The organism is Geobacillus sp. ZGt-1 (assembly GCF_001026865.1).
GTDB lineage: Bacteria > Bacillota > Bacilli > Bacillales > Anoxybacillaceae > Geobacillus > Geobacillus thermoleovorans.
Genome location: NZ_LDPD01000006.1, coordinates 180 through 24,282 on the forward strand (window position 1 = coordinate 180; position 24,103 = coordinate 24,282).

The following is a 24,103-nucleotide window of genomic DNA, read 5'->3' on the forward strand; positions in this document are numbered from 1 at the left end:
AGTAGGTCGCTGCTAGGCAGGCAAAAAAATGAGGGAGCTGAATGGTTCTCTCATTATTTTTGCCTAATGGGAAATGAGTCATTTTGAATGACGCCATTTTCAATCCTCTCCCCCAAAATGTAAAGCGTGATCATCGTTTCCTAGACCCCCTTTTTCATAAAAGCGATAGGAAACGGAAACTCGCGTAAGGGTGTCCTGTACGGCATGGACACCCTCTTTTTTTACTTTTTTTGGAAAGGCAGGTATCTTCTTTTTTTGCACTCGTGGGGAGATTATTCGCTTTTTTTGATGACAATTTTCTTTTTCGGCTCGTCAGGGATAAGTCGATGCAGGTGGATGAACAACAGGCCGTTATGGTATGTTGCTTCGATGCGGTCCTCTTTGACGGCGAACGGCAGTGGGATTGTTTTTTGGAATTGGCCTTGGAAAAGGCCTTCTTCTACTAGCTCAAACCCTTTGAAGTTTAGATTAATGGTTGCCTTCACTTCCAACGTTTTGTATGATACATACACTTCTGCATCTTCGATTTTTTCGAGCCCCGGGAGGCTGATGACAACGAGTAGCTCGTTGTCTTTTTTGTAAATGTTCATGCCGGATGATGGTTTGTTTGAGTTTGATGACGGCAGCAACGGCTGGATGCTTCCCCAAAAATCATTTTGGAAAAATTGCTGCCAATGTTTTGTCCAATCGGAAAACGGCATAAATGGATTTTCGTTGGTCATAACGTCTCCCTCCTCCGCTCCTTCATCATATGCCGTCTTCTTCGTTTGGTGATTCAAAAAACACGAACATTTGCTTTGGTGAAATACTAAATGTTCGATTTTTTCCTTGACACGCCGAAAAAAAACCTGCTACTATAAAGGTAACTTCATAGTGTATGAGAAGATCCCTCATATAATTTTGGGAATATGGCCCAAAAGTTTCTACCCAATCACCGTAAATGATTGGACTATGAGGGAAAGGATCGGTTTTGGCTTTTTTTCGATCAGCAACTGTCAAAGCCCAGAACGATGCTTTCCCTCGTTTATGAACGGGAACGCATGTTCTGGGTTTTGTTGTGCTAGCAAAAGGAGTGAAACGGTATGAGCCCGCTCGTTGGGGTGATCATGGGAAGCCATTCGGATTGGGAAACGATGAAACATGCTTGCGCTATTTTGGCGGAATTGGGTGTTCCGTTTGAGAAAAAAGTCGTATCGGCGCACCGGACGCCGGATGAGATGTTTCGGTATGCGGAGACAGCCGAGGAGCGCGGCATCCGCGTGATCATTGCCGGCGCTGGCGGAGCGGCTCACTTGCCGGGGATGATCGCGGCGAAAACGACGCTGCCGGTGATTGGGGTGCCCGTGCAGTCAAAAGCATTGAATGGACTTGATTCGTTATTGTCGATTGTGCAAATGCCAGGCGGGGTGCCGGTGGCGACGGTGGCGATCGGCAAGGCGGGGGCGACCAACGCCGGACTGCTCGCCGCATCGATTCTTGGACTGCTTGAGCCACGCTATATGGAGGCGCTCAAAGCGCGGCGGGAAGCGATTCGCAAACAAATCGTAGAAAGCAGTGATCAATTTGACTAAGCAACGGATCGTTCCTGGGCAGACGATCGGCATCATCGGCGGGGGGCAGCTCGGGCGGATGATGGCTTTGGCGGCGCGCGAGATGGGTTTTCGCATCGCCGTGCTCGACCCAACGCCTGACTCCCCGTGCGGGCAAGTGGCCGATGTGGAGATTACGGCGCCTTATCATGATTTGGACGCCATCGCTGAACTGGCCCGCGTGAGCGATGTCATTACGTACGAATTTGAAAATATCGATGCGCGAGCGCTTGAGTGGCTGGAGGCAAACGCCTATGTCCCGCAAGGAAGCCGACTGCTTGCGGTGACGCAAGACCGGGCGCTGGAGAAAGCGGCGATCGTTGATGCCAGCTTGCCGGTGGCGCCCTATGTCGAAGTGAATGGAGCGGAGGAACTTGAACAGGCCGTTCAGACGATCGGTTTCCCGTGCGTCTTGAAAACGCGGCGCGGCGGCTACGACGGCAAAGGACAATATGTGCTGCGCGGCGAAGGCGATCTAGCCAAAGCGGCTGATTTGCTTGGGCTTGGCCCATGCATTTTGGAAGGCTGGGTGCCGTTTGTGAAGGAAATGTCGGTCATTGTCGCCCGCAACCTCGATGGTGAGACGGCTGTTTTTCCAGTGGCGGAAAATATTCATATCGAGAACATTTTGCATCAAACGATCGTTCCGGCTCGAATTCCGGAAAGCGTGCAAGAGCGGGCCATTCGCTACGCGGAAGTGTTGGCCGCATCGTTTTCGCTCGTTGGGACGCTGGCGGTGGAAATGTTTTTGACTGCGGACGGGGATATTTATATTAATGAGCTGGCCCCTAGACCGCACAACTCCGGACATTATACAATCAATGCATGCGCGACGTCGCAGTTTGCCCAGCACATCCGCGCCGTCTGCAACTGGCCGCTCGGATCGACCGAATTGTTGAAGCCGGCGGTGATGGTCAATATTTTAGGCGAGCACGTCGAGCCGGTCATTCGGCATATCGGTGCGTTCGACGGGGGGACCTACGTCCATCTGTACGGCAAACACGAAGCGAAGCCGAAGCGGAAAATGGGGCATGTGACGGTGCTGGCAGACGATGTCGAGGCGGCGTTGGCGAGAATCGAATCGTGGCAAATTTGGCATGATCGGAGGCTGGAACGAGGATGATTGAACGTTACACAAGACCGGAAATGGGAGCGATTTGGACCGAGGAAAACCGCTTTAAAGCATGGCTTGAGGTGGAACTGCTCGCGTGCGAGGCGTGGGCCGAGCTTGGCGTCATCCCAAAAGAAGATGTCCGCCGCCTGCGTGAAAACGCGTCGTTTGACGTCAACCGCATTAAGGAAATCGAAGAAGAAACGCGCCACGATGTCGTCGCCTTCACCCGCGCCGTTTCTGAGACGCTTGGGGAAGAACGAAAATGGGTGCATTATGGTCTCACGTCGACCGATGTCGTCGATACGGCGCTCGGCTACTTGTTAAAGCAGGCGAACGCGATTTTGCGGCGTGATTTGGAAAACTTCATTCAAGTGCTGAAAGAGAAAGCGCGCGAACATAAATACACGGTCATGATGGGGCGCACGCACGGCGTTCATGCCGAACCGACGACGTTCGGGCTGAAGCTGGCGCTTTGGTATGCCGAGATGGTGCGAAATTTGGAGCGGTTTGAACAAGCTGCCAAGATGGTGGAAGTAGGGAAAATTTCCGGCGCAGTCGGCACGTACGCCAACGTGGATCCGTTTGTGGAGCAGTATGTGTGTGAAAAACTCGGCTTGACGCCGGCGCCGATTTCGACGCAGACGCTGCAGCGCGACCGCCACGCTTACTATATGGCGACATTGGCCTTAATTGCGACATCGATTGAAAAATTTGCCGTCGAGATTCGCGGCTTGCAAAAAAGCGAAGTCCGCGAAGTCGAAGAGTTTTTTGCCAAAGGACAAAAAGGCTCATCAGCGATGCCGCATAAGCGCAATCCGATCGGTTCGGAAAACATGACCGGCATGGCGCGCGTCATTCGCGGCTATATGGTGACAGCGTACGAAAACGTGCCGCTTTGGCATGAACGCGACATTTCCCATTCGTCGGCCGAGCGCATCATTTTGCCGGATGCGACGATTGCGTTGAATTATATGTTGAACCGATTCGCGAATATCGTGAAACATTTGCTTGTGTACCCGGAAAACATGAAAAAAAATATGGAGCGCACGTTCGGGCTCATTTATTCACAGCGAGTCTTGCTTGCTTTGATCGACAAGGGGATGACGCGCGAGGAGGCGTACGATTTGGTGCAGCCGAAAGCGATGGAAGCGTGGGAGAGACAAGTGCCGTTCCGCTCGCTTCTTGAAGCGGATGAGCGGATCATGAGCCGGCTGACGAAAGAGGAGCTCGATGATTGTTTTGATTATCGCTATCACTTGAAACATGTCGATACGATTTTTGCACGCTTAGGGTTGGAGTGAGCGGCTGCCGGCTGGTCGAAGCCGGCCGGCTATACAAAAGATTTTCAATCTTCTGGACAAATGGAGGCGTTGATCGTGCCGACGAAACAACAGCTGTTATATGAAGGGAAAGCGAAAAAAATTTACGCGACTGACGAGCCAGATGTGCTTTGGGTCGAGTACAAAGACAGCGCAACGGCGTTTAACGGCGAAAAAAAGGCGACGATCGCCGGCAAAGGGCGGCTCAATAACGAGATTTCCAGCTTGTTGTTTTTGAAGCTGCGCGAAGCAGGCATTGCCAATCATTTTATTGAAAAGCTGTCGCCAACGGAACAATTGGTCCGGCGCGTGACGATCATCCCGCTTGAAGTCGTTGTCCGCAATGTGGTAGCGGGAAGTTTAGCCAAGCGGATCGGTCTAGAGGAAGGGACGCCGCTTGAGGCGCCGCTTGTTGAGTTTTATTACAAAAACGACGACCTTGGCGACCCATTGCTCTTGGAAGATCATATCTTCATTTTAAAACTCGCCAGCCGCGAGGAAGTCGCCGCGCTGAAGCAGGCCGCGCTTGCGGTGAATGACGTGCTGCGCCTCCATTTTGCCGAGCGGAACGTGCGGTTGATTGATTTTAAGCTTGAGTTCGGCCGTACAGCAGACGGAGCCATCCTCTTGGCGGATGAGATTTCACCGGACACGTGCCGGTTATGGGACGCAAAGACGAACGAAAAGCTCGACAAAGACGTGTTCCGCCGCGACTTGGGCAGTTTGACGGACGCATACGAAGTCATTTTACAACGGTTAGGGGGAGAATCGGCATGTACAAAGTAAAAGTGTATGTCACGTTGCGAGAGAGTGTGTTGGATCCGCAAGGGACCGCTGTAAAAGGGGCGCTGCACAGCTTATCGTATACGGAAGTGAAAGATGTACGAATCGGGAAGTTTATGGAGCTCGTGATGGAAGAGAGCGACCGCGACATCAACGAGCTCGTTCGCGAGATGTGTGAAAAACTGCTTGCCAACCCGGTGATTGAAGACTACCGCTATGAAATCGAGGAGGCCGTCGCCCGATGAAGTTTGCCGTCGTTGTGTTTCCGGGATCGAATTGCGATGTCGATATGTATCATGCGATCGCCGATGAGCTTGGCGAGGAAGTCGAGTACGTCTGGCATGATGAGGACAACTTGGACCGGTTTGACGCCGTTTTGCTTCCGGGCGGATTTTCGTACGGCGATTACTTGCGTTCCGGAGCCATTGCCCGTTTCTCCAAGGTGATGGCTGCCGTAAAAAAAGCCGCCGAAGCGGGAAAACCGGTGCTTGGGGTGTGCAACGGGTTTCAAATTTTGCTCGAAGCCGGCTTGCTTCCTGGGGCGATGCGCCGCAATCAAGGGTTGAAATTCATCTGCCGGCCGGTCCAGCTGACGGTGGAAAATCATGAAACGATGTTTACGTCTGCCTACGAAAAAGGCGAAGTCATTACAATTCCAATCGCCCATGGTGAAGGGAATTATTATTGCGATGAACAGACGCTCGAGCGCCTTGTCGAGAACCGGCAAATCGTGTTCCGTTACCATGGAGAAAATCCGAACGGCAGCTTGGCGGATATTGCCGGCATCGTCAATGAACAGGGCAATGTGCTCGGCATGATGCCGCATCCGGAGCGGGCGGTCGACGCCTTGCTCGGCAGCGCGGACGGATTGAAACTATTCCGATCGATCGTCAACTATTGGAGGGAGACGCATGTCGTTACTGCTTGAGCCGAGCGCGGCGATGATCAAAGAACAAAAGTTGTACCGTGAGATGGGGTTAACAGATGAAGAGTTTGCGCGCATTGAAGCGATTTTGGGGAGACTGCCGAACTACACGGAAACCGGCATTTTTGCCGTCATGTGGTCGGAGCATTGCAGCTACAAAAACTCGAAGCCGGTGCTGAAAAAATTCCCGACTGATGGTCCGCACGTGCTGCAAGGGCCGGGTGAGGGTGCGGGCATTGTCGATATTGGCGACGGGCTGGCGGTGGCGTTTAAAATCGAAAGCCATAATCACCCGTCAGCGATCGAGCCGTACCAAGGAGCGGCGACCGGGGTCGGCGGCATCATCCGCGACGTCTTTTCAATGGGAGCGCGGCCGATTGCGCTGCTGAACTCGCTTCGATTTGGCGAATTGACGTCGCCGCGCGTCAAATATTTGTTCGAGCAGGTCGTCGCCGGCATTGCCGGGTACGGCAACTGCGTCGGCATCCCGACCGTCGGCGGCGAGGTGCAGTTCGACCCGGCGTATGAAGGCAACCCATTGGTCAACGCCATGTGCGTCGGGATCATCCGCCATGAGGACATTCAGCGCGGCGTGGCGACCGGGGTCGGCAACACGGTCATGTACGTCGGGGCGAAAACGGGCCGCGACGGCATCCACGGGGCGACGTTTGCTTCGGAAGAGTTGAGCGAACAGTCGGAAGCAAAGCGTCCCGCCGTGCAAGTCGGCGACCCGTTTATGGAAAAACTGCTGCTTGAGGCGTGTCTTGAAGCAGTCAAGTCCGATGCGTTAGTCGGCATTCAAGATATGGGGGCGGCAGGACTCACGAGTTCATCCGCCGAGATGGCAAGCAAAGGCGGATTTGGCATTGAAATGAATTTGGATCTCGTCCCGCAGCGTGAGGCAGGCATGACGCCGTACGAAATGATGCTGTCCGAATCGCAGGAACGGATGCTGCTTGTTGTCAAGCAAGGTTGTGAAGACGAAATCGCCGCGATTTTTGCCAAATACGGCCTCGAGGCCAAAGCAATCGGCAAAGTGACCGATGACAAAATGCTCCGCCTCTTGTTCCGAGGCGAGGTGGCGGCGGAAATTCCGGTGGACGCCTTGGCGAAAGACGCGCCGGTGTATCATAAACCGTCTGCCGAGCCGGCTTATTACCGCGAGTTTCAAGCGATGCCGCCGTATACTCCGCACATCGAAGACTACAATCAAACATTGCTCGGGCTGCTCGCCCAGCCGACGATTGCGAGCAAAGAATGGGTGTACGACCAGTACGACTATATGGTGCGGACGAATACGGTCGTCGCCCCGGGATCGGACGCGGCGGTCGTGCGCATCCGCGGCACGAACAAGGCGCTCGCGCTGACGACGGATTGCAACTCGCGCTACTTGTATTTGGATCCGGAAACGGGCGGGAAAATCGCGGTCGCCGAGGCGGCGCGCAATGTCATCTGCTCCGGAGCAAAGCCGCTCGCCATTACGGACTGCCTCAACTTTGGCAGCCCGGAAAAGCCGGAGATTTTCTGGCAGCTCGAAAAAGCGGTCGACGGGATGAGCGAAGCGTGCCGGGCGCTCGGGACGCCGGTGGTGAGCGGCAACGTCTCGCTGTACAATGAAACGAACGGCGAGGCCGTGTACCCAACCCCGGTCGTTGGCATGGTCGGTCTCATTGACGATCTTTCCCATATTACGACTCAGTCGTTTAAACAAGCGGGCGACCTCATTTACGTGATCGGCGAGGCGAAGCCGGAGTTTGGCGGCAGCGAGTTGCAAAAATGGCTGGAAGGCCGCATTTTTGGAAAAGCACCGGAGATTGACTTAGAGGTGGAAGCAAGCCGCCAGCGCCAGCTGCTTGCGGCGATCCGCGCGGGGGTGGTGGCGTCAGCGCATGATATTGCCGAAGGAGGATTAGCCGTTGCGCTTGCTGAGTGTGTCATGGGTGCCTCGGGGCTTGGCGCCAAGGTGACGATCGGCGGTGACCTCGTCAGTGAACTGTTCAGCGAAACGCAATCACGCTTTGTTGTCTCGGTGAAAAAAGAGCAAAAAGAGGCGTTTGAGCAACTGGTTGAAGCGAAACAAATCGGCGAAGTGACAGACGACGGCGCATTCGTGGTGAACGGGGAGCACGGTGAGACGCTCATTCACCTTTCCGTTGCCAAGATGCGAAACGTCTGGAAAGGGGCTATTCCATGCTTGCTGAAATCAAAGGATTGAACGAGGAGTGCGGCATTTTCGGCATTTGGGGGCATGAAGACGCCGCCCGGCTCACATACTACGGGCTTCACAGCCTGCAGCACCGTGGGCAGGAAGGGGCCGGCATCGTTGTCGCGCATAACGGGAGCTTATCCAGTCATAAAGGGCTGGGGCTGGTGACCGATGTGTTTCAAAGCGGTACGCTCGATGCGCTCAAAGGGGCGGCGGCCATCGGTCATGTCCGCTATTCGACGGCGGGCGGGGGCGGCTATGAAAACGTTCAGCCGCTCTTGTTCCGCTCGCAAACCGGCGCGATGGCGCTCGCCCATAACGGCAACTTGACAAACGCCATCGAGTTGAAGCTCGCGCTTGAAGGGCAAGGAAGCATTTTTCAGACGACATCGGATACGGAAGTGTTCGCCCATCTCATCCGCCGCAGCCAAGCGCCGACGTTTGTCGAGCAAATGAAAGAGGCGCTCAGTCAGATCGAAGGGGCGTTTGCGTTTTTGCTGCTGACGGAAAAGGCGCTCTATGCGGCGCTTGATCCGCACGGGTTTCGGCCGCTGTCGCTCGGCCGGCTCGGTTCGGCGTATGTCGTGGCGTCGGAAACGTGCGCGTTTGACGTCATCGGCGCCACATACGAGCGGGAAGTGGCGCCTGGGGAATTGCTCATCATCAGCCGCGAAGGGGTGCGTTCAGAACGGTTCGCTCCTAGGCAGCCGCGGTCGATTTGCAGCATGGAGTACATTTATTTCGCTCGTCCGGACAGCCATGTCGACGGCATCAATGTCCATAAGGCCCGAAAAAACTTAGGAAAGCGGCTGGCCTTGGAAGCGCCGGCAGAGGCCGACATCGTCACCGGCGTGCCGGACTCAAGCATCTCTGTTGCCATCGGCTACGCTGAGGCGAGCGGCATTCCATACGAATTGGGGTTGATTAAAAACCGATATGTCGGGCGGACGTTCATCCAGCCGTCGCAGGCGTTGCGCGAGCAAGGAGTGAAAATGAAGCTGTCGCCGGTGCGCGGGGTTGTGGCCGGCAAACGGGTTGTGATGGTGGATGATTCGATCGTGCGCGGGACGACGAGCCGGCGCATCGTCGCGATGCTCCGTGAAGCCGGGGCGGTTGAAGTGCACGTGCGCATCAGCGCGCCGCCGATCACCCATCCTTGCTTTTACGGCATTGATACGTCGTCAAAGGAAGAATTGATCGCGGCGAATCGCACTGTTGAAGAGATTCGGCGCTTGATTGGCGCTGATTCCCTCGCCTTTATCAGCCAGGAAGGGATGCTTGAGGCCATCGGGCGTCCGGACGTCTCGCCGCAGCGCGGGCAATGTTTGGCGTGTTTCACTGGCCAATATCCGACCCGCCTCGGTCAAGCGGCGCGGCCATGTCTGACGATGAAATGATGGAGGAAGTATAACCGGTGCAGCTGACGAATGTGGTGGCGCGTTTCCGCGAGAGAAACGCTGCGCAACAAGAGCGTCGCCTGGCGTCCTGAGCGTGATGGGCGGCGAAAAGGAGGAGTTGACGTGGCAAAGGCATACAAACAAGCAGGGGTCGACATCGAGGCTGGTTATCAGGCCGTCGCCCTCATGAAAGAGCACGTGCAAAAAACGATGCGTCCCGAAGTGCTGGGCGGGATCGGCGGGTTTGGCGGCTTGTTTGATCTATCCGCGCTTGGTTACCGCCAGCCGGTGCTCATCTCCGGCACGGACGGTGTCGGAACGAAGTTGAAACTAGCGTTTTTGCTTGACCGGCATGATACGATCGGCATCGATTGTGTCGCTATGTGTGTCAACGATATTATTGTCCAAGGGGCGGAGCCGCTCTTTTTCCTCGACTATATCGCTTGCGGCAAGGCGGTGCCGGAGAAAATCGCCGCCATCGTCAAAGGAGTGGCCGACGGCTGCGTCGAAGCCGGCTGCGCCTTGATCGGCGGGGAGACCGCGGAAATGCCAGGAATGTATGATGAAGATGAGTATGATTTGGCTGGGTTTGCGGTCGGCGTTGCGGAAAAAGAGCGACTCATAACCGGAGAGACGATCCAAGCGGGCGATGCGCTTGTCGGCCTGCCATCAAGCGGCCTTCACAGCAACGGCTATTCGCTTGTGCGCCGCATCGTGTTTGAACAAGCGAAATTGTCGCTTGATGAGATTTACGAGCCGCTTGATGTTCCACTCGGCGAGGAGTTATTGAAGCCGACGCGCATTTATGCGAAACTGTTGCGCTCTGTGCGCGAGCGGTTTACGATCAAAGGGATGGCGCATATTACCGGCGGCGGGTTGATCGAAAACATTCCGCGCATGCTGCCGCCGGGAATCGGCGCGCGCATTCAGCTCGGTTCATGGCCGATTTTGCCGATTTTTGACTTTTTGCGTGAAAAGGGCAGCCTTGAGGAAGAAGAAATGTTTTCCGTCTTTAATATGGGCATCGGCCTTGTGCTCGCTGTCAGTCCGGAAACGGCGGCTCCTCTTGTTGAGTGGCTTTCGGAACGAGGCGAACCGGCGTACATCATCGGCGAAGTGGCCGAAGGAGCGGGCGTGTCGTTTGCTGGAGGGGGCCGGGCATGAAGCGGCTGGCGGTGTTCGCTTCAGGAAGCGGCACGAACTTTCAAGCGATCGTGGACGCGGCCAAACGCGGCGATTTGCCGGCTCGTGTGGCGCTTTTGGTCTGCGACCGCCCTGGTGCGAAAGTCATTGAACGAGCGGCGCGCGAAAACGTGCCGGCGTTCGTGTTTTCCCCAAAAGACTACCCGTCCAAAGCGGCGTTTGAGAGCGAGATTTTGCGTGAGCTAAAGGGACGCCAAATCGACTGGATTGCGTTGGCCGGCTATATGCGCTTGATCGGGCCGACGCTGCTTTCGGCTTATGAGGGGAAGATCGTCAACATCCATCCGTCGCTGTTGCCCGCGTTTCCGGGCAAAGATGCGATCGGCCAAGCGTATCGGGCTGGTGTATCGGAAACGGGCGTCACCGTTCATTACGTCGATGAGGGAATGGATACCGGGCCGGTCATCGCCCAGCGCGTTGTTCCGATCGTGCCGGGCGAGCCGATCGAGGCGCTTGAGGCGCGCATCCATCAAGTCGAACACGAGCTGTACCCGACGGTGTTGCGCATGCTGCTAGGGGAAAAGGAACAACAGGAAGAAAGGATCGAGAACGATGGCAGTGAAACGAGCATTGATCAGCGTGTCCAATAAGGAAGGCGTCATTCCGTTTGCGAAGCAGCTGGCTGAACTTGGCATTGATATCATTTCGACCGGTGGGACGAAACGAGCGCTTGAAGACGCCGGCGTTCCCGTCATTTCGATTTCCGATGTCACCGGCTTTCCGGAAATTTTGGACGGGCGCGTCAAAACATTGCATCCGGCCATTCACGGCGGCATTTTGGCGGTGCGCAGCGATGAGCGCCACCAAGCAGCGCTCGCAGAGCATGGCATTCGCCCGATCGATTTGGTCGTCGTCAACTTGTATCCGTTCCAACAAACGATCGCCAAACCGGATGTGACGCTCGCGGAGGCGATTGAAAACATCGATATCGGCGGCCCGACGATGGTGCGTGCGGCGGCGAAAAACTATGCTGATGTCGCGATTGTCGTCGATCCAGCCGACTATCCGATGGTGATTGAAGAACTGAAAACGACCGGTTCGATCCAAGCAAAAACGCGGCAACAACTGGCGGCGAAAGCGTTCCGCCATACGGCGGCGTATGACGCGATGATCGCCGAATATTTGACCGGTCTCACCGGCGAAGAGTATCCGGAAACGCTCACCGTCACCTACACGAAAAAACAGTCGTTGCGCTATGGCGAAAATCCGCATCAATCGGCGGCGTTTTACGCCAAACCGCTCGGCGCGGCGTTCTCGATTGCCAAAGCGGCACAGCTGCACGGCAAAGAGTTGTCGTACAACAACATTAACGACGCCAATGCGGCGATCAACCTCATTCGCGAATTTCAAGAGCCGGCTGTGGCCGCCATCAAACATATGAACCCGTGCGGCGTCGGGGTCGGTGCCACGCTTCTTGAGGCATTTACGAAAGCGTACGAGGCCGATCCGGTCTCGATTTTCGGCGGCATTGTCGCCGTCAACCGGGAAGTGGACAAAGAAACAGCCGAACGGATGCACGACATCTTTTTGGAAATCGTCATCGCCCCATCGTTCAGCGACGAGGCGCTCGCCATTTTGACGAAAAAGAAAAACATCCGCTTGTTGACGCTTGNTTTTGCCGCGCCGGACGTCAAGGAAAAAATGCTCGTTTCCGTCAATGGCGGCTTGCTCGTCCAAGAGGCCGATACGTTCACGCTCGAAGACGCTGAATGGAACGTCGTTACGAAGCGCGAGCCGACCGAGGCGGAGCGCGAACAGCTTCGGTTTGCTTGGAAGGTTGTCAAACATGTGAAATCGAATGCGATTGTACTGGCCAAAAACGGGATGACAGTCGGCGTTGGCGCCGGGCAAATGAACCGGGTCGGCGCGGCCAAAATTGCGATCGAACAAGCCGGGGAACAGGCGGTTGGCGCCGTGTTGGCGTCCGATGCGTTCTTCCCGATGGACGATACGGTTGAAGCAGCAGCAAAAGCCGGCATTACCGCGATCATTCAGCCGGGCGGCTCGATTCGCGACGCGGATTCGATCCGCAAAGCGGATGAATACGGCATCGCCATGGTCTTCACCGGCGTGCGCCACTTTAAACATTAAGCGTGGCAAAGGAGAGGGAGACGATGAATGTACTGGTCATCGGACGAGGCGGGCGCGAGCACGCCATCGCCTGGAAAGCGGCGCAAAGCCCGCTTGTTGGCAAGCTGTATGTAGCGCCGGGAAACCCGGGCATCGCGGACGTGGCGGAACTGGTCCATATTGATGAGCTCGATATTGAGGCATTGGTGCAGTTTGCGAAACAACAGGCGATCGATTTGACGATCGTCGGGCCGGAAGCGCCGCTTGCTTCCGGCATTGTTGACCGTTTTATGGCCGAGGGGCTTCGCATTTTCGGCCCAAGCCAGAGGGCGGCGCTCATCGAAGGAAGCAAGGCGTTTGCCAAAGAGCTGATGAAGAAATACGGCATCCCAACGGCGGACCATGCGGCCTTTACGTCGTACGAAGAGGCGAAAGCTTATATTGAACAAAAAGGCGCGCCGATCGTCATTAAAGCGGACGGATTGGCCGCCGGAAAAGGCGTCACCGTCGCCCAAACGGTGGAAGAAGCGCTTGCCGCGGCGAAGGCAGCGCTTGTCGACGGACAATTCGGCACAGCCGGCAGTCAAGTTGTCATTGAGGAGTATTTAGAAGGGGAAGAATTTTCGTTTATGGCGTTCGTTAACGGCGAGAAGGTGTATCCGCTCGCCATCGCCCAAGACCATAAGCGGGCGTATGACGGAGACGAAGGACCGAACACCGGCGGCATGGGAGCCTACTCGCCGGTGCCGCAAATTTCGGATGAGATGATGGATGCCGCGCTAGAGGCCATTTTGCGGCCGGCGGCGAAAGCGTTGGCGGCGGAAGGACGGCCGTTTCTTGGCGTGCTGTACGCTGGATTGATGGCCACGGCAAATGGGCCGAAAGTGATCGAATTCAACGCCCGCTTCGGCGATCCGGAAGCGCAAGTCGTGCTGCCGCGTCTGAAGACCGATTTGGTGGAAGCGGTACTAGCGGTGATGGATGGAAAAGAGTTGGAGCTTGAATGGACGGATGAGGCGGTGCTTGGCGTCGTGCTGGCAGCTAAAGGTTACCCCGGGGCTTACGAGCGCGGGGCCGAAATCTGCGGGTTGGACCGAATTTCCCCTGATGCGTTGTTGTTCCATGCTGGCACCAAACGAGAAGGCGGCGCATGGTACACCAATGGCGGACGCGTTCTCCTGTTAGCGGCCAAAGGGGAGACGCTCGCAAAAGCGAAGGAAAAAGCGTACGAGCAGTTGGCGGCGATCGACTGCGACGGCTTATTTTACCGGCGCGACATCGGCCGGCGCGCTATCGAACGCGCCTCCGCCGCATATACACGTATGAAAGGGCGATAATGCCGCCGATTAACGCGGCCAATACGAACGACATATCGGTCATATACTCGAGCAGCATGGTGGTTCACTCCTTTGTAGTCGAAGGTGTCCCAAGTATGGGACACCTTTTTTGATGATGTTTGGCTAGTCCACAATGCCAAGCCGCGAATCATGTTGCTTTCTTCTCTTTCGTTGACAGTTGGCACTCTTCATTGGCCGTTTCGATACATAGCAGCACGTATCGCTCACGATGCGAAAAATGTTGCCGAATGACGGTGGAATGGAAGACATCGGCAAAAGCGGTGCGCAACGTCGGACGGATGTCCTCCCTCATGTCGGATTGACGACCGCTTCCTTTTCCTCTTCAAACAGCTGCCGGCGCTGCATATTGTCAAACAGGGCGGTCATCGGACAAAAACGGGTGATCCCTTCTCCGACTTTCATCGCCCCAAGCAAAGCGGCCCACAAATAGGATGTGCACCATGGCCGCCGGGCGAGGCGGGCGGTGGCCCAGGCGATGACAGTCAGGCCAACCGTGATGCGAATGAATGCGTTCACAATGCCGATATTCGCCATCGGTCTGTCCCCTCCTTATATTTTTATTGTGAAAGTCGCTTTTGTGCGTTAAAATGGTTGTATGGAACGATTAGGAAACAAGGGACGGGGTGTCAATGGGCGAACAACGTTACCGATGGAAAGGCAGCGAACTGCGTGCACAAGCAGCGGTGATTGATGGCAAACAATCGCCGACGAAAGTATTGGTGAACGCCACATATTTGCATTCGTATTTTCGTGAATGGGTAAAAGGAAACATATGGATCCATGGCGACCGCATCGTGTATGCCGGAGAGCGTCTTCCCGATCGTGTCGACGAGGCGTGTGAGATCGTCGACTGCCGTGGGTACGTGCTCGTTCCCGGCTACATTGAGCCGCATGTTCATCCATTTCAATTATATAATCCCCATTCGTTTGCCCGTTATGCAGCGGCGCACGGAACAACAACACTCCTCAACGATAACTTGTTTTTGCTTTTGCAGCTCGATGATGAAGAAGCGCTTTTCTTTTTACAAGAAATGAATGCGCTTCCAACGTCGATGTATTGGTGGTGCCGGTTTGATGGGCAAACGGAGCTCGAGCGCGAAGAGGAACAAGTGTCCAATGCTCGGATCAAGCGCTGGCTTGACCAAGAGGCGGTGCTTCAAGGCGGTGAGTTGACCTCATGGCCAAAAGTGGCGAGCGGCGATGACATCATCTTGTACTGGATGCAAGAAGCGCATCGGCGACGCCGCAAAATTGAAGGGCATTTTCCGGGGGCGTCGGAAAAGACGCTTGTCAAAATGGCGCTCTTTGGCGCAGATGGCGATCATGAGGCAATGACGGGAAAGGAAGTGCGCATGCGCCTTTGGCACGGCTATACCGTCGCGCTTCGGCATTCCTCGATTCGCCCCGATTTGCCGGTGCTGCTTGAAGAGATGAAAGCGCTTGGCATCCGGCATTATGATAAATGCTTGTTGACGACGGATGGCTCGCCGCCGGCGTTTTATGAGAATGGGGTGATCGATTGGCTGATCCGCATCGCGATCGAGCATGGCGTGCCGGTGATCGATGCCTATGCGATGGCGACGATCAACGCCGCCCGCCACTACGGCATCGAGCATCTTCACGGCAGCATTGCCACCGGCCGCATCGCTCATATCAACTTTTTGCGCTCGGCTCACGATCCGACGCCGGCGCAAGTGCTCGCCAAAGGCGAATGGGTGAAGCGCGATGGAGAAGCGCCGCCTCTCTGGCCGGCGCCGGAATGGTCTCGGTTTGGCATTCGGCCGCTTTCGTTGTCATGGGAGCTTGAATGGGATGATTTGCAATTTTCCATGCCGATGGGGCTGCGCATGGAAAACGCCGTCATTTTAAAACCGTATTCCGTGTCGATCGATACGTCGCGCGATCGTTTAGGGCATGACCATGATGAGTGTTTTCTGGCCTTGTTTGACCGAAACGGCCGCTGGCGCGTCAATACGATGTTAAAAGGTTTTTCATCGGTGCTTGGCGGGCTGGCGAGTTCTTACTCGAACACCGGGGATTTGATTTTGATCGGCAAGCATAAGGAAGATATGATGCTCGCCTTCCGGCGGATGAAGGAGATCGGCGGCGGCATTGTGCTCGCTGAGGACGGAGAGATTTTGTTTGAGCTCTCGCTTCCTTTAGGCGGCATGATGTCCTCCTTGGAGGTGGATGAATTGATCAACGAAGAAAAAACGTTCGTCCGTTTGTTGCGCGAGCGTGGATATCCGTTCGAAGACCCGGTGTATTCGTTGCTCTTTTTGCAATCGACCCACCTGCCGTATGTGCGCGTCACCCAACGCGGCATTTATGATGTGATGCACAAAACGGTACTCTTTCCTTCGATAATGCGGTAAAATAAAAAAGAAAAGGTTGTGTGTCCATTGAAACATTGGCTGTTCGTCATCAGCTGCGCGGCATTGTTGTTAGGGGGCTGCACGACCAAAAGCGAGCCGAAGCAGGCTGAACCAGCCAAACCGGCTCCTCGGCAGGAGCAGCCGTCCAAGCCTCGGGCGGAGGAACAACAAACGTTCCCGCTGACGGGGCTGCCGGCGAAAGGGAACATCCATCAGCGGGTCGTCGGCGTGATGATCAACAACCACCCGAAGGCGCGGCCGCAATCGGGGCTTCGTGCGGCGGACATCGTGTATGAGGTGCTTGCCGAGGGCGATATCACCCGTTTATTGGCGTTGTACCAAAGCGAATTGCCGGAGCGGGTCGGACCGGTGCGAAGCGCGCGTGATTACTATATTGACTTGAGTGAAGGCTACCATGCACTGTATGTATGTCACGGCTGGAGTCCGGAGGCGAAAGCGCGTCTTGAGGGAGGCGGAATCGACTATTTGAACGGATTGTTTTACGACGGCACATTGTTTCAGCGCGTCCCGTTCCGCAAGGCGCCGCACAACTCATACATTTCATTCGCCAACATCGAAAAAGGAGCGAAACAAAACGGGTATGCTTGGACGGACCACGTTGCCCCGCTATCGTTTCGCACCGATGAGCCGAGCGGCCAAAAGGTCGAGACGGTTCACATCGCCTATTCGCATCGCGCCTATGCCCAGGTTGAATACCAATATGTTTCGGAACAAAAGGGGTATTACCGGTACAGCGGCGGCGAGCAAACGATCGATTATGATACGCATAAGCCGGTTGTCGTGCAAAACGTCATGATTATCGCTGCCCGGCATCGAGTCATCGATAGCCACGGACGGCGCGACATCGACCTCGCCTCTGGTGGCAAGGGGTACTTGCTGCAGGGCGGCGTCATGCAGCTGATCGAATGGAAAAACGTCGACGGCCGGCTGCTGCCGTACCATAACGGGGCTCCGATCGGATTCGTGCCGGGAAAAACGTGGATCAATATCGTGCCGGAACTGGCGATCGTCCAGTGGAAATCATAACCGCCTTGTCTGTTGCAAGGCAAAGGGGCGGTGGATTCGCAGATTGGTTGGCTACAACATTTTTCCCGCCAAAACGCAAGGAGGAAGCAACTATGCAAATTGACAAACTGCGCGGCAGAGAGTTGGATCAACTGTTTAAAGCGATTTTATCGCTGCGCGATTTAGAAGAGTGTTACCGTTTTTTTGATGATTTATGCACCGTGAATGAAATCCAGGCGCTCGCCCAGCGGCTCGAGGTCGCCCGCATGCTGCGCGAAGGATATACGTATCACAAAATCGAAACGGAAACCGGAGCGAGCACGGCGACGATTTCGCGCGTCAAGCGCTGCCTCAACTACGGCAATGATGCTTACGCCATGGCGCTCGATCGCATTAAAGAGGAGCAACAGCAAGAAGAGAAAGAAGCCGACGAAGCGGTCACAGACTGACGCGGCAAGGAGATTCCTTCCATTTGCAAAGGAACTCCTTTTCTTTTTGCGGATTTGTTATAATGGAACAATGGAGACGGAGTGGAGGGTTGCCGCTATGGAGGAGATTCGCGCTTGGCGCCATGTGTTTAAACTCGACCCGAATAAACCGATTGATGACGAGCGCCTTGAGCGCCTTTGCGAGTCGGGAACGGATGCCGTCATCGTCGGCGGAACCGACGGGGTGACCATCGACAACGTGCTTGATTTATTGGCTCGCATCCGCCGTTTTTCGGTGCCATGCGCGCTCGAAGTCACCGACGTCGAAGCGCTGACGCCGGGATTTGACGTATATTTGGTTCCGATCGTGTTAAACAGCCGGCAGGCGGAGTGGATCATCGGCCGTCATCACGAGGCGGTGAAACAATACGGTGATATGATGAACTGGGATGAGATTGCCGCAGAGGGCTATTGCATTTTAAATCCGGAATGCAAGGCCGCCAAGCTGACGAGAGCCGATACGGAGCTTGACGTCGACGATATTGTGGCCTATGCCCGTTTGGCTGAGCATTTGTACAAGCTGCCGATTTTTTACCTTGAGTATAGCGGAGTTTATGGAGATCCGTCTGTCGTGGAAAAAGTGAAACAAGCGCTTGATCAGACGCAGCTGTTTTACGGCGGCGGCATCACAACTCCTGAGCAGGCGGAGCATATGGCGCGCTATGCCGATACGGTGGTCGTCGGCAACGCGATTTACGACGCGTTCGAACAGGCGTTGGCGACGGTGGCGGCGGTGAAGCAGATGGCTGGTCAACGCAACGGCGATGACGGAAAATAGAACATATGTTTTGTTGGTGGTGGACATGATGAATTTTTTATCGGAAAAGCTGCTTGCGCATTTAAACAAAGAGCAGCAAGAAGCCGTTAAAACGACAGAAGGCCCATTGCTCATCATGGCGGGAGCGGGCAGCGGAAAAACGCGCGTGCTGACGCACCGGATCGCCTATTTGATGGCGGAAAAACAGGTGGCGCCGTGGAATATTTTAGCCATTACGTTTACGAACAAAGCGGCGCGTGAAATGAAGGAGCGGGTGCAGGCGCTCTTAGGCGGGGCGGCGGAAGACGTGTGGATTTCGACGTTCCATTCGATGTGCGTCCGCATGTTGCGCCGCGACATTGACCGCATCGGCATCAATCGCAATTTTTCCATCCTTGACCCGACGGATCAGCTTTCGGTCATCAAAGCGATTTTGAAAGACAAAAATATCGATCCGAAAAAATTTGAGCCGCGGACGATTTTAGCGACGATCAGCGGGGCGAAAAACGATTTGCTCACGCCCGAGCAATTCGCAAAGCGGGCATCGACGTACTACGAAAAGATCGTCGGCGACGTGTATCAAGAGTATCAACAGCGCCTTCTCCGCAATCATTCACTCGATTTCGACGATTTGATCATGACGACGATCCACTTGTTTGACCGCGTGCCGGATGTGCTTCAATATTACCAGTATAAGTTCCAGTACATCCATATCGATGAGTACCAGGATACGAACCGCGCTCAATATACGCTGGTGAAAAAGCTCGCAGACCGGTTTCAAAATATTTGCGCCGTCGGCGATGCCGACCAGTCGATTTACCGGTGGCGCGGGGCGGACATTCGCAATATTTTATCGTTTGAGCGCGACTACCCGAACGCGAAAGTCATTTTGCTTGAACAAAACTACCGCTCGACGAAACGCATTTTGCAGGCGGCAAATGAAGTCATTGCGCATAACGTCAATCGAAAACCAAAGCGGTTGTGGACGGAAAACCCGGAAGGGAAGCCAATCGTCTATTATGAAGCGATGAACGAAGTGGACGAAGCGCAATTTGTCGCCCGCCGCATTCAAGAGGCGGTTGAGAGCGGGGAGCGCCGCTACCGCGATTTTGCCGTGCTTTATCGGACGAACGCCCAGTCACGCGTCATCGAGGAAATGTTTTTAAAAGCGAACATTCCGTACCAAATCGTCGGCGGCTTAAAGTTCTATGACCGGAAAGAAATTAAAGACATTCTCGCTTACTTGCGCGTCATCGCCAACCCCGATGACGATTTGAGCTTGCTTCGCATCATCAACGTGCCAAAGCGTGGCATCGGCGCCTCTACGATCGACAAACTTGTCCGCTATGCGGCCGAGCATGAGCTGTCCTTGTTTGAAGCGCTCGGCGAGCTGGAGATGATCGGCTTCAGCGCGAAGACGGCCGGGGCGCTCGCCGCGTTTCGCGGACAGCTTGAGCAATGGACGCAGCTGCAAGAATACGTTCCGGTGACGGAACTTGTGGAGGAAGTGCTCGACCAATCGGGCTACCGCGAGATGCTCAAGGCGGAACGGGCGATTGAAGCGCAAAGCCGGCTTGAGAACTTGGACGAGTTTTTGTCGGTGACGAAGCATTTCGAAAATGTAAGCGACGATAAATCGCTCGTCGCCTTTTTAACCGACTTGGCGCTCATTTCTGATTTGGACGAGCTGAATGGGACAGATCAGGCGGCCGAGGGCGATGCCGTCGTCTTCATGACGCTGCACGCCGCCAAAGGGCTTGAGTTTCCGGTCGTGTTTTTGATTGGCATGGAAGAAGGCATTTTTCCGCATCTTCGTTCACTGGAGAATGAGGATGAAATGGAAGAAGAGCGGCGGCTGGCGTATGTCGGCATCACTCGGGCCGAGGAAGAGCTCGTATTGACGAACGCGCAAATGCGGACGCTGTTTGGCAACATCCAAATGAACCGGCCGTCGCGCTTTTTAGATGAGATTCCCGCGCATTTGCTGGAGACGGTCTCGCGTGGGAAACCGTCTGTTTCCCGTTCAGCGTCCGCTCGCTTGCAGGCAGGCGGCGCCATCAGGGTGTGGAAAGTCGGAGACCGGGCGAACCATCGGAAATGGGGAATCGGTACGGTTGTCAGTGTCCGTGGCGAAGGTGACGACCAAGAACTCGATATCGCCTTCCCGAGCCCGATCGGCATTAAACGTCTGCTCGCTAAATTTGCGCCGATTGAGAAAGTATAGAAAGGAGAACGGGTGAACGTATGGACCGCCAACAAGCCGAACGGCGCGCGGCCGAGCTGCGCGAACTGCTGCACCGCTATGGCTACGAATATTATGTGCTCGACCGGCCGTCCGTCCCGGACGCCGAGTATGACCGGCTCATGCAAGAGTTGATGGCCATCGAGGAACAGTATCCGGAATTGAAAACGAGCGACTCGCCGACCCAGCGCATCGGCGGCCCTCCGCTTGAGGCGTTTCGCAAAGTGACGCATGTTGTTCCCATGATGAGTCTCGCGAACGCGTTTGACGAAGGGGATTTGCGCGATTTTGACCGCCGCGTCCGCCAAGAGGTCGGCGAAGCAGCGTACGTGTGCGAGTTGAAAATCGATGGTCTCGCTGTCTCCGTCCGCTATGAAGATGGTTATTTCGTCCAAGGGGCGACGCGCGGCGACGGAACGACCGGCGAGGACATTACGGAAAATTTGAGAACGATCCGTTCACTGCCGCTTCGGCTGAAGGAGCCGGTGTCGCTGGAGGCGCGCGGCGAGGCGTTCATGCCGAAAGCGTCGTTTTTGCGCTTGAATGAGGAGCGAAAAGCCCGAGGCGAGGAGCTGTTTGCCAACCCGCGCAACGCTGCGGCTGGCTCGCTCCGCCAGCTCGATCCGAAAGTGGCGGCGTCGCGCCAGCTCGATTTGTTCGTTTATGGTTTGGCCAATGCTGAAGAGCTTGGCATTGAGTCGCACAGCGAGGCGCTCGACTACTTACAGGCGCTTGGGTTTAAAGTGAATCCCGAGCGGCGGCGCTGCGCCAACATCGATGAGGTGATCGCCTTCGTCAACGAGTGGCACGAAAAACGGCCGCAGCTGCCGTACGAGATCGACGGCATCGTCATTAAAGTCGACTCGTTCGCCCAACAGCGGGAGCTTGGTGCGACGGCAAAAAGCCCGCGCTGGGCGATCGCCTACAAATTCCCAGCCGAGGAAGTGGTGACGACGCTCATCGGCATTGAGGTGAACGTCGGCCGCACGGGCGTCGTCACTCCGACAGCGATCTTAGAGCCGGTCCGCGTCGCCGGCACGACCGTGCAGCGCGCCACTCTTCATAATGAAGATTTTATACGGGAAAAAGACATTCGCATCGGCGATGCGGTCATCATTAAAAAAGCGGGCGACATCATCCCGGAAGTGGTCGGCGTCGTCGTCGACCGGCGCGACGGGGATGAAACGCCGTTTGTGATGCCGACGCATTGTCCGGAATGCGAAAGCGAGCTCGTCCGCCTAGATGGAGAAGTGGCGCTCCGTTGCTTAAACCCGAAATGCCCGGCCCAGCTGCGCGAACGGCTCATCCATTTTGCCTCAAGAGCAGCGATGAACATTGAAGGGTTGGGCGAAAAAGTCGTCACCCAACTGTTTAACGCTGGCCTTGTCCACGATGTCGCCGATTTGTACCGGCTGACGAAAGAACAGCTCATCGGTTTGGAACGGATGGGCGAAAAGTCAGCAACCAACTTGCTTGCAGCGATTGAGGCATCGAAGCAAAACTCGCTCGAGCGGTTGCTGTTCGGTCTTGGCATCCGCTACGTCGGAGCGAAAGCCGCCCAACTTTTGGCTGAGCATTTTGAAACGATGGAGCGGCTGGAAAAAGCGACGAAAGAGGAATTGATGGCCGTGCCGGAAATTGGCGAGAAAATGGCGGACTCGATCATCGCCTTCTTTTCCCAGCCAGAAGCGGCCGAGCTGCTCCATGAGCTGCGGCTTTACGGCGTCAACATGGCATACAAAGGGCTGAAGCGGGCGGCTGAAGCGCCTGCTGACTCCGCCTTCGCCGGCAAAACGGTCGTCTTGACCGGCAAACTCGCGTCGATGTCGCGCAATGAGGCAAAAGAAGAGATTGAACGGCTCGGCGGGCGCGTCACCGGCAGCGTCAGCCGCAGCACCGACATCGTCATCGCCGGTGAGGACGCCGGATCGAAGCTGGAGAAAGCCCAGCAGCTTGGCATTGAGATTTGGGACGAATCACGATTTTTGCAAGAGATCAGCAGGGGGAAACGATGAAACGAATCTCACCACTTCACAGTTTGGTTGCCTGCCGTTGGACGAATCGGGCCCGAAAGCGGTTGGCCGCTGTCGGCCTCGCTTCGATTTGTTTGTTGTCTGCGTGTGCGCCGAAGTTTGACAAAGGTGAGGAAGTCGTGCAAGACAAAGGCAGCAAACAGCAAGAAGCCGTCATCCCGAAATACAACATTGCCGACTCGTATTACCGCGTCATCCTTCCGTTCAAACCGTCCGGGGCCCGTGGGGAGGTCGTCAATGATTTAAATACGCGCCTTGATGTCGACGAATTTGAGACGGGGCTCATGCGCTTGGCCACTGAGCAGTTTCCGTCGGATGAGTACTTGTTCCAAGAGGGGCAATATTTAGACAGCGAGACGGTTGGAAAATGGCTCGCTCGCAAGAAGACGACTCGCCAGCTGAAGGAAGAGAAAATGAAGCCGGAAGACAACATCGGCTTAAACCCACCGATCAGCGACACGGGAACAAACGAACAAAAAAACAAACAAAGCCCGATTTATTTGGCAAGCATTTTGGAACATGATTATTTGGTGAAGATCGACAACGACAAAGTGAAGCTCGGCGGCATCGCTATCGGCCTGGCGTTAAACTCCGTCCACTATTATTCGACCGAGCAAGGCTATCCGCGGGAGGTCAAAATCAAAGACGATGTCATCGAACGGGAAGGAAAGCGGATCGCCGCCGAGGTGCTGAAGCGGCTGCGGAGCATGAAAGGGCTTGGGAACGTGCCGATTACGATCGCCCTGTACAAACAAGCGCCCCGTTCATCTGTTGTTCCAGGCCACTTTTTCGCCGTCGCCCATGTCGATGAAGGAAGCAGCACCATCGATGATTGGGAGGCGGTAAACGAGGAATATTATTTATTCCCGTCCGATGAGGCGGAAGAGAACCATCGTGATGACTGGCTCAAATTCAACAATTTTAAATCAGATGTTGAAGACTTTTTCCCGAACTACACGGGCATCGTCGGCAGAGGGTTGTACGTCAACGACCAGCTTCAGAAGTTAACGATCAACATTACGATGCCGTTTTACGGCAAAGCGGAAGTGATCGGCTTTACCCAATACGTGACCGGCTTGGTGATGGAAAAATTCCCGGACTACATCACCGTTAATGTCTACATCGCCTCGGCCGGCCAGCCGGAAAGCCTCATCGTGCGCCAGGCGAAAGCAGACGAGCCGTTTGTGCATATTTATCAATGACAACGTGCCGCATCCT

General features: G+C 55.3%; 22 protein-coding genes, 1 pseudogene and 1 riboswitch. Of the genes and pseudogenes, 20 read left to right on the forward strand and 3 right to left on the reverse strand.

The features are described 5' to 3' along the window. Window positions 1-272: 272 nt before the first annotated feature. On the reverse strand, window positions 273-722 hold the full coding sequence (locus VU18_RS01075) for an Hsp20/alpha crystallin family protein (protein ID WP_011229765.1): 450 nt from the start codon (window positions 720-722) through the stop codon (window positions 273-275). A 148-nt stretch (window positions 723-870) separates the two neighbouring features. Continuing rightward, a riboswitch (purine riboswitch) is annotated at window positions 871-972 on the forward strand. Between the two features lie 110 nt (window positions 973-1,082). Between VU18_RS01075 and purE the strand changes: the two genes are divergently transcribed. The 13 genes and pseudogenes from purE to purD all read left to right on the forward strand — a co-directional run bounded on the left by purE (window position 1,083) and on the right by purD (window position 13,943). Beyond that, complete coding sequence (gene purE, locus VU18_RS01080) at window positions 1,083-1,571, forward strand: 5-(carboxyamino)imidazole ribonucleotide mutase (RefSeq protein ID WP_011229766.1); 489 nt, start codon at window positions 1,083-1,085, stop codon at window positions 1,569-1,571. Then, complete coding sequence (purK, locus tag VU18_RS01085) at window positions 1,564-2,712, forward strand: 5-(carboxyamino)imidazole ribonucleotide synthase (RefSeq protein ID WP_011229767.1); 1,149 nt, start codon at window positions 1,564-1,566, stop codon at window positions 2,710-2,712. Before purE ends, purK begins: the two co-directional genes overlap by 8 nt. Continuing rightward, on the forward strand, window positions 2,709-4,004 hold the full coding sequence (gene purB, locus VU18_RS01090; RefSeq protein ID WP_011229768.1) for an adenylosuccinate lyase: 1,296 nt from the start codon (window positions 2,709-2,711) through the stop codon (window positions 4,002-4,004). Before purK ends, purB begins: the two co-directional genes overlap by 4 nt. A 60-nt stretch (window positions 4,005-4,064) precedes the next feature. After that, complete coding sequence (gene purC / locus VU18_RS01095) at window positions 4,065-4,808, forward strand: phosphoribosylaminoimidazolesuccinocarboxamide synthase (RefSeq protein ID WP_014194762.1); 744 nt, start codon at window positions 4,065-4,067, stop codon at window positions 4,806-4,808. Continuing rightward, complete coding sequence (purS, locus tag VU18_RS01100; RefSeq protein ID WP_011229770.1) at window positions 4,796-5,050, forward strand: phosphoribosylformylglycinamidine synthase subunit PurS; 255 nt, start codon at window positions 4,796-4,798, stop codon at window positions 5,048-5,050. Before purC ends, purS begins: the two co-directional genes overlap by 13 nt. Continuing rightward, window positions 5,047-5,733 carry a phosphoribosylformylglycinamidine synthase subunit PurQ gene (purQ, locus tag VU18_RS01105; RefSeq protein ID WP_011229771.1) on the forward strand — a complete coding sequence of 229 codons (687 nt, stop codon included), beginning with the start codon at window positions 5,047-5,049 and terminating at the stop codon, window positions 5,731-5,733. The genes purS and purQ overlap by 4 nt, the downstream gene beginning before the upstream one ends. Then, the gene (gene purL, locus VU18_RS01110; protein WP_021321603.1) at window positions 5,717-7,945 is read left to right on the forward strand and encodes a phosphoribosylformylglycinamidine synthase subunit PurL; all 2,229 of its coding nucleotides are present in this window, start codon (window positions 5,717-5,719) and stop codon (window positions 7,943-7,945) included. The genes purQ and purL overlap by 17 nt, the downstream gene beginning before the upstream one ends. Next, window positions 7,921-9,333, forward strand: coding sequence for an amidophosphoribosyltransferase (purF, locus tag VU18_RS01115; protein WP_011229773.1), 1,413 nt, complete (start codon window positions 7,921-7,923; stop codon window positions 9,331-9,333). Before purL ends, purF begins: the two co-directional genes overlap by 25 nt. A gap of 123 nt (window positions 9,334-9,456) precedes the next feature. Continuing rightward, window positions 9,457-10,497, forward strand: a complete 1,041-nt coding sequence (purM, locus tag VU18_RS01120) for a phosphoribosylformylglycinamidine cyclo-ligase (RefSeq protein ID WP_021321602.1) — start codon at window positions 9,457-9,459, stop codon at window positions 10,495-10,497. Next, window positions 10,494-11,126: a phosphoribosylglycinamide formyltransferase gene (gene purN, locus VU18_RS01125; protein ID WP_021321601.1), complete on the forward strand. Its 633-nt coding sequence runs from the start codon at window positions 10,494-10,496 to the stop codon at window positions 11,124-11,126. Before purM ends, purN begins: the two co-directional genes overlap by 4 nt. Then, window positions 11,089-12,148: bifunctional phosphoribosylaminoimidazolecarboxamide formyltransferase/IMP cyclohydrolase (gene purH, locus VU18_RS01130; protein ID WP_236687232.1), on the forward strand; the 1,060-nt coding region annotated here is incomplete at its 3' end. The genes purN and purH (VU18_RS01130), both read left to right, overlap by 38 nt. A gap of 1 nt (window position 12,149) precedes the next feature. After that, a pseudogene (purH, locus tag VU18_RS18630) lies at window positions 12,150-12,627 on the forward strand (bifunctional phosphoribosylaminoimidazolecarboxamide formyltransferase/IMP cyclohydrolase); the annotation flags it as partial. A gap of 23 nt (window positions 12,628-12,650) precedes the next feature. Then, window positions 12,651-13,943, forward strand: coding sequence for a phosphoribosylamine--glycine ligase (purD, locus tag VU18_RS01135; protein ID WP_014194768.1), 1,293 nt, complete (start codon window positions 12,651-12,653; stop codon window positions 13,941-13,943). Here the strand turns inward: purD and VU18_RS21180 are convergent. Both VU18_RS21180 and VU18_RS01140 read right to left on the reverse strand, forming a co-directional pair. Further along, entirely contained in the window at window positions 13,897-14,001 is a 105-nt protein-coding gene (locus VU18_RS21180) for an EYxxD motif small membrane protein (protein WP_325048220.1), read from the reverse strand. The genes purD and VU18_RS21180 overlap by 47 nt on opposite strands. Before the next feature lie 251 nt (window positions 14,002-14,252). Further along, the gene (locus VU18_RS01140; protein ID WP_011229779.1) at window positions 14,253-14,498 is read right to left on the reverse strand and encodes a DUF2892 domain-containing protein; all 246 of its coding nucleotides are present in this window, start codon (window positions 14,496-14,498) and stop codon (window positions 14,253-14,255) included. A 95-nt stretch (window positions 14,499-14,593) separates the two neighbouring features. On the opposite strand from VU18_RS01140, the gene VU18_RS01145 reads away from it, so the two are divergent. The 7 genes from VU18_RS01145 (at window position 14,594) to VU18_RS01175 (ending at window position 24,087) form a co-directional block, all read left to right on the forward strand. Beyond that, window positions 14,594-16,339, forward strand: a complete 1,746-nt coding sequence (locus VU18_RS01145) for an adenine deaminase C-terminal domain-containing protein (RefSeq protein ID WP_014194770.1) — start codon at window positions 14,594-14,596, stop codon at window positions 16,337-16,339. Window positions 16,340-16,366: 27 nt separating this feature from the next. Then, on the forward strand, window positions 16,367-17,386 hold the full coding sequence (locus VU18_RS01150) for a DUF3048 domain-containing protein (protein ID WP_014194771.1): 1,020 nt from the start codon (window positions 16,367-16,369) through the stop codon (window positions 17,384-17,386). A 92-nt stretch (window positions 17,387-17,478) separates the two neighbouring features. Continuing rightward, window positions 17,479-17,814, forward strand: a complete 336-nt coding sequence (locus tag VU18_RS01155) for a YerC/YecD family TrpR-related protein (RefSeq protein WP_014194772.1) — start codon at window positions 17,479-17,481, stop codon at window positions 17,812-17,814. Between the two features lie 97 nt (window positions 17,815-17,911). Then, on the forward strand, window positions 17,912-18,631 hold the full coding sequence (locus VU18_RS01160; RefSeq protein WP_011229783.1) for a heptaprenylglyceryl phosphate synthase: 720 nt from the start codon (window positions 17,912-17,914) through the stop codon (window positions 18,629-18,631). A gap of 28 nt (window positions 18,632-18,659) precedes the next feature. Continuing rightward, window positions 18,660-20,834 carry a DNA helicase PcrA gene (pcrA, locus tag VU18_RS01165; RefSeq protein WP_025039099.1) on the forward strand — a complete coding sequence of 725 codons (2,175 nt, stop codon included), beginning with the start codon at window positions 18,660-18,662 and terminating at the stop codon, window positions 20,832-20,834. Between the two features lie 20 nt (window positions 20,835-20,854). Continuing rightward, window positions 20,855-22,867 carry an NAD-dependent DNA ligase LigA gene (ligA, locus tag VU18_RS01170; protein ID WP_014194775.1) on the forward strand — a complete coding sequence of 671 codons (2,013 nt, stop codon included), beginning with the start codon at window positions 20,855-20,857 and terminating at the stop codon, window positions 22,865-22,867. After that, window positions 22,864-24,087, forward strand: coding sequence for a CamS family sex pheromone protein (locus VU18_RS01175; protein WP_014194776.1), 1,224 nt, complete (start codon window positions 22,864-22,866; stop codon window positions 24,085-24,087). Before ligA ends, VU18_RS01175 begins: the two co-directional genes overlap by 4 nt. The last annotated feature ends 16 nt before the right edge of the window (window positions 24,088-24,103 follow it).

Excerpts from the sequence above, each read along its gene's own strand:
- VU18_RS01075 (WP_011229765.1), bottom strand. The coding sequence starts at position 722 with ATGACCAACGAAAATCCATTTATGCCGTTTTCCGATTGGACAAAACAT.
- purE (WP_011229766.1), top strand. The coding sequence starts at position 1,083 with ATGAGCCCGCTCGTTGGGGTGATCATGGGAAGCCATTCGGATTGGGAA.
- purB (WP_011229768.1), top strand. The coding sequence starts at position 2,709 with ATGATTGAACGTTACACAAGACCGGAAATGGGAGCGATTTGGACCGAG.
- purC (WP_014194762.1), top strand. The coding sequence starts at position 4,065 with ATGGAGGCGTTGATCGTGCCGACGAAACAACAGCTGTTATATGAAGGG.
- purS (WP_011229770.1), top strand. The coding sequence starts at position 4,796 with ATGTACAAAGTAAAAGTGTATGTCACGTTGCGAGAGAGTGTGTTGGAT.
- purQ (WP_011229771.1), top strand. The coding sequence starts at position 5,047 with ATGAAGTTTGCCGTCGTTGTGTTTCCGGGATCGAATTGCGATGTCGAT.
- purL (WP_021321603.1), top strand. The coding sequence starts at position 5,717 with ATGTCGTTACTGCTTGAGCCGAGCGCGGCGATGATCAAAGAACAAAAG.
- purF (WP_011229773.1), top strand. The coding sequence starts at position 7,921 with ATGCTTGCTGAAATCAAAGGATTGAACGAGGAGTGCGGCATTTTCGGC.
- purN (WP_021321601.1), top strand. The coding sequence starts at position 10,494 with ATGAAGCGGCTGGCGGTGTTCGCTTCAGGAAGCGGCACGAACTTTCAA.
- purD (WP_014194768.1), top strand. The coding sequence starts at position 12,651 with ATGAATGTACTGGTCATCGGACGAGGCGGGCGCGAGCACGCCATCGCC.
- VU18_RS21180 (WP_325048220.1), bottom strand. The coding sequence starts at position 14,001 with ATGCTGCTCGAGTATATGACCGATATGTCGTTCGTATTGGCCGCGTTA.
- VU18_RS01140 (WP_011229779.1), bottom strand. The coding sequence starts at position 14,498 with ATGGCGAATATCGGCATTGTGAACGCATTCATTCGCATCACGGTTGGC.
- VU18_RS01145 (WP_014194770.1), top strand. The coding sequence starts at position 14,594 with ATGGGCGAACAACGTTACCGATGGAAAGGCAGCGAACTGCGTGCACAA.
- VU18_RS01155 (WP_014194772.1), top strand. The coding sequence starts at position 17,479 with ATGCAAATTGACAAACTGCGCGGCAGAGAGTTGGATCAACTGTTTAAA.
- VU18_RS01160 (WP_011229783.1), top strand. The coding sequence starts at position 17,912 with ATGGAGGAGATTCGCGCTTGGCGCCATGTGTTTAAACTCGACCCGAAT.
- pcrA (WP_025039099.1), top strand. The coding sequence starts at position 18,660 with ATGAATTTTTTATCGGAAAAGCTGCTTGCGCATTTAAACAAAGAGCAG.
- ligA (WP_014194775.1), top strand. The coding sequence starts at position 20,855 with ATGGACCGCCAACAAGCCGAACGGCGCGCGGCCGAGCTGCGCGAACTG.
- VU18_RS01175 (WP_014194776.1), top strand. The coding sequence starts at position 22,864 with ATGAAACGAATCTCACCACTTCACAGTTTGGTTGCCTGCCGTTGGACG.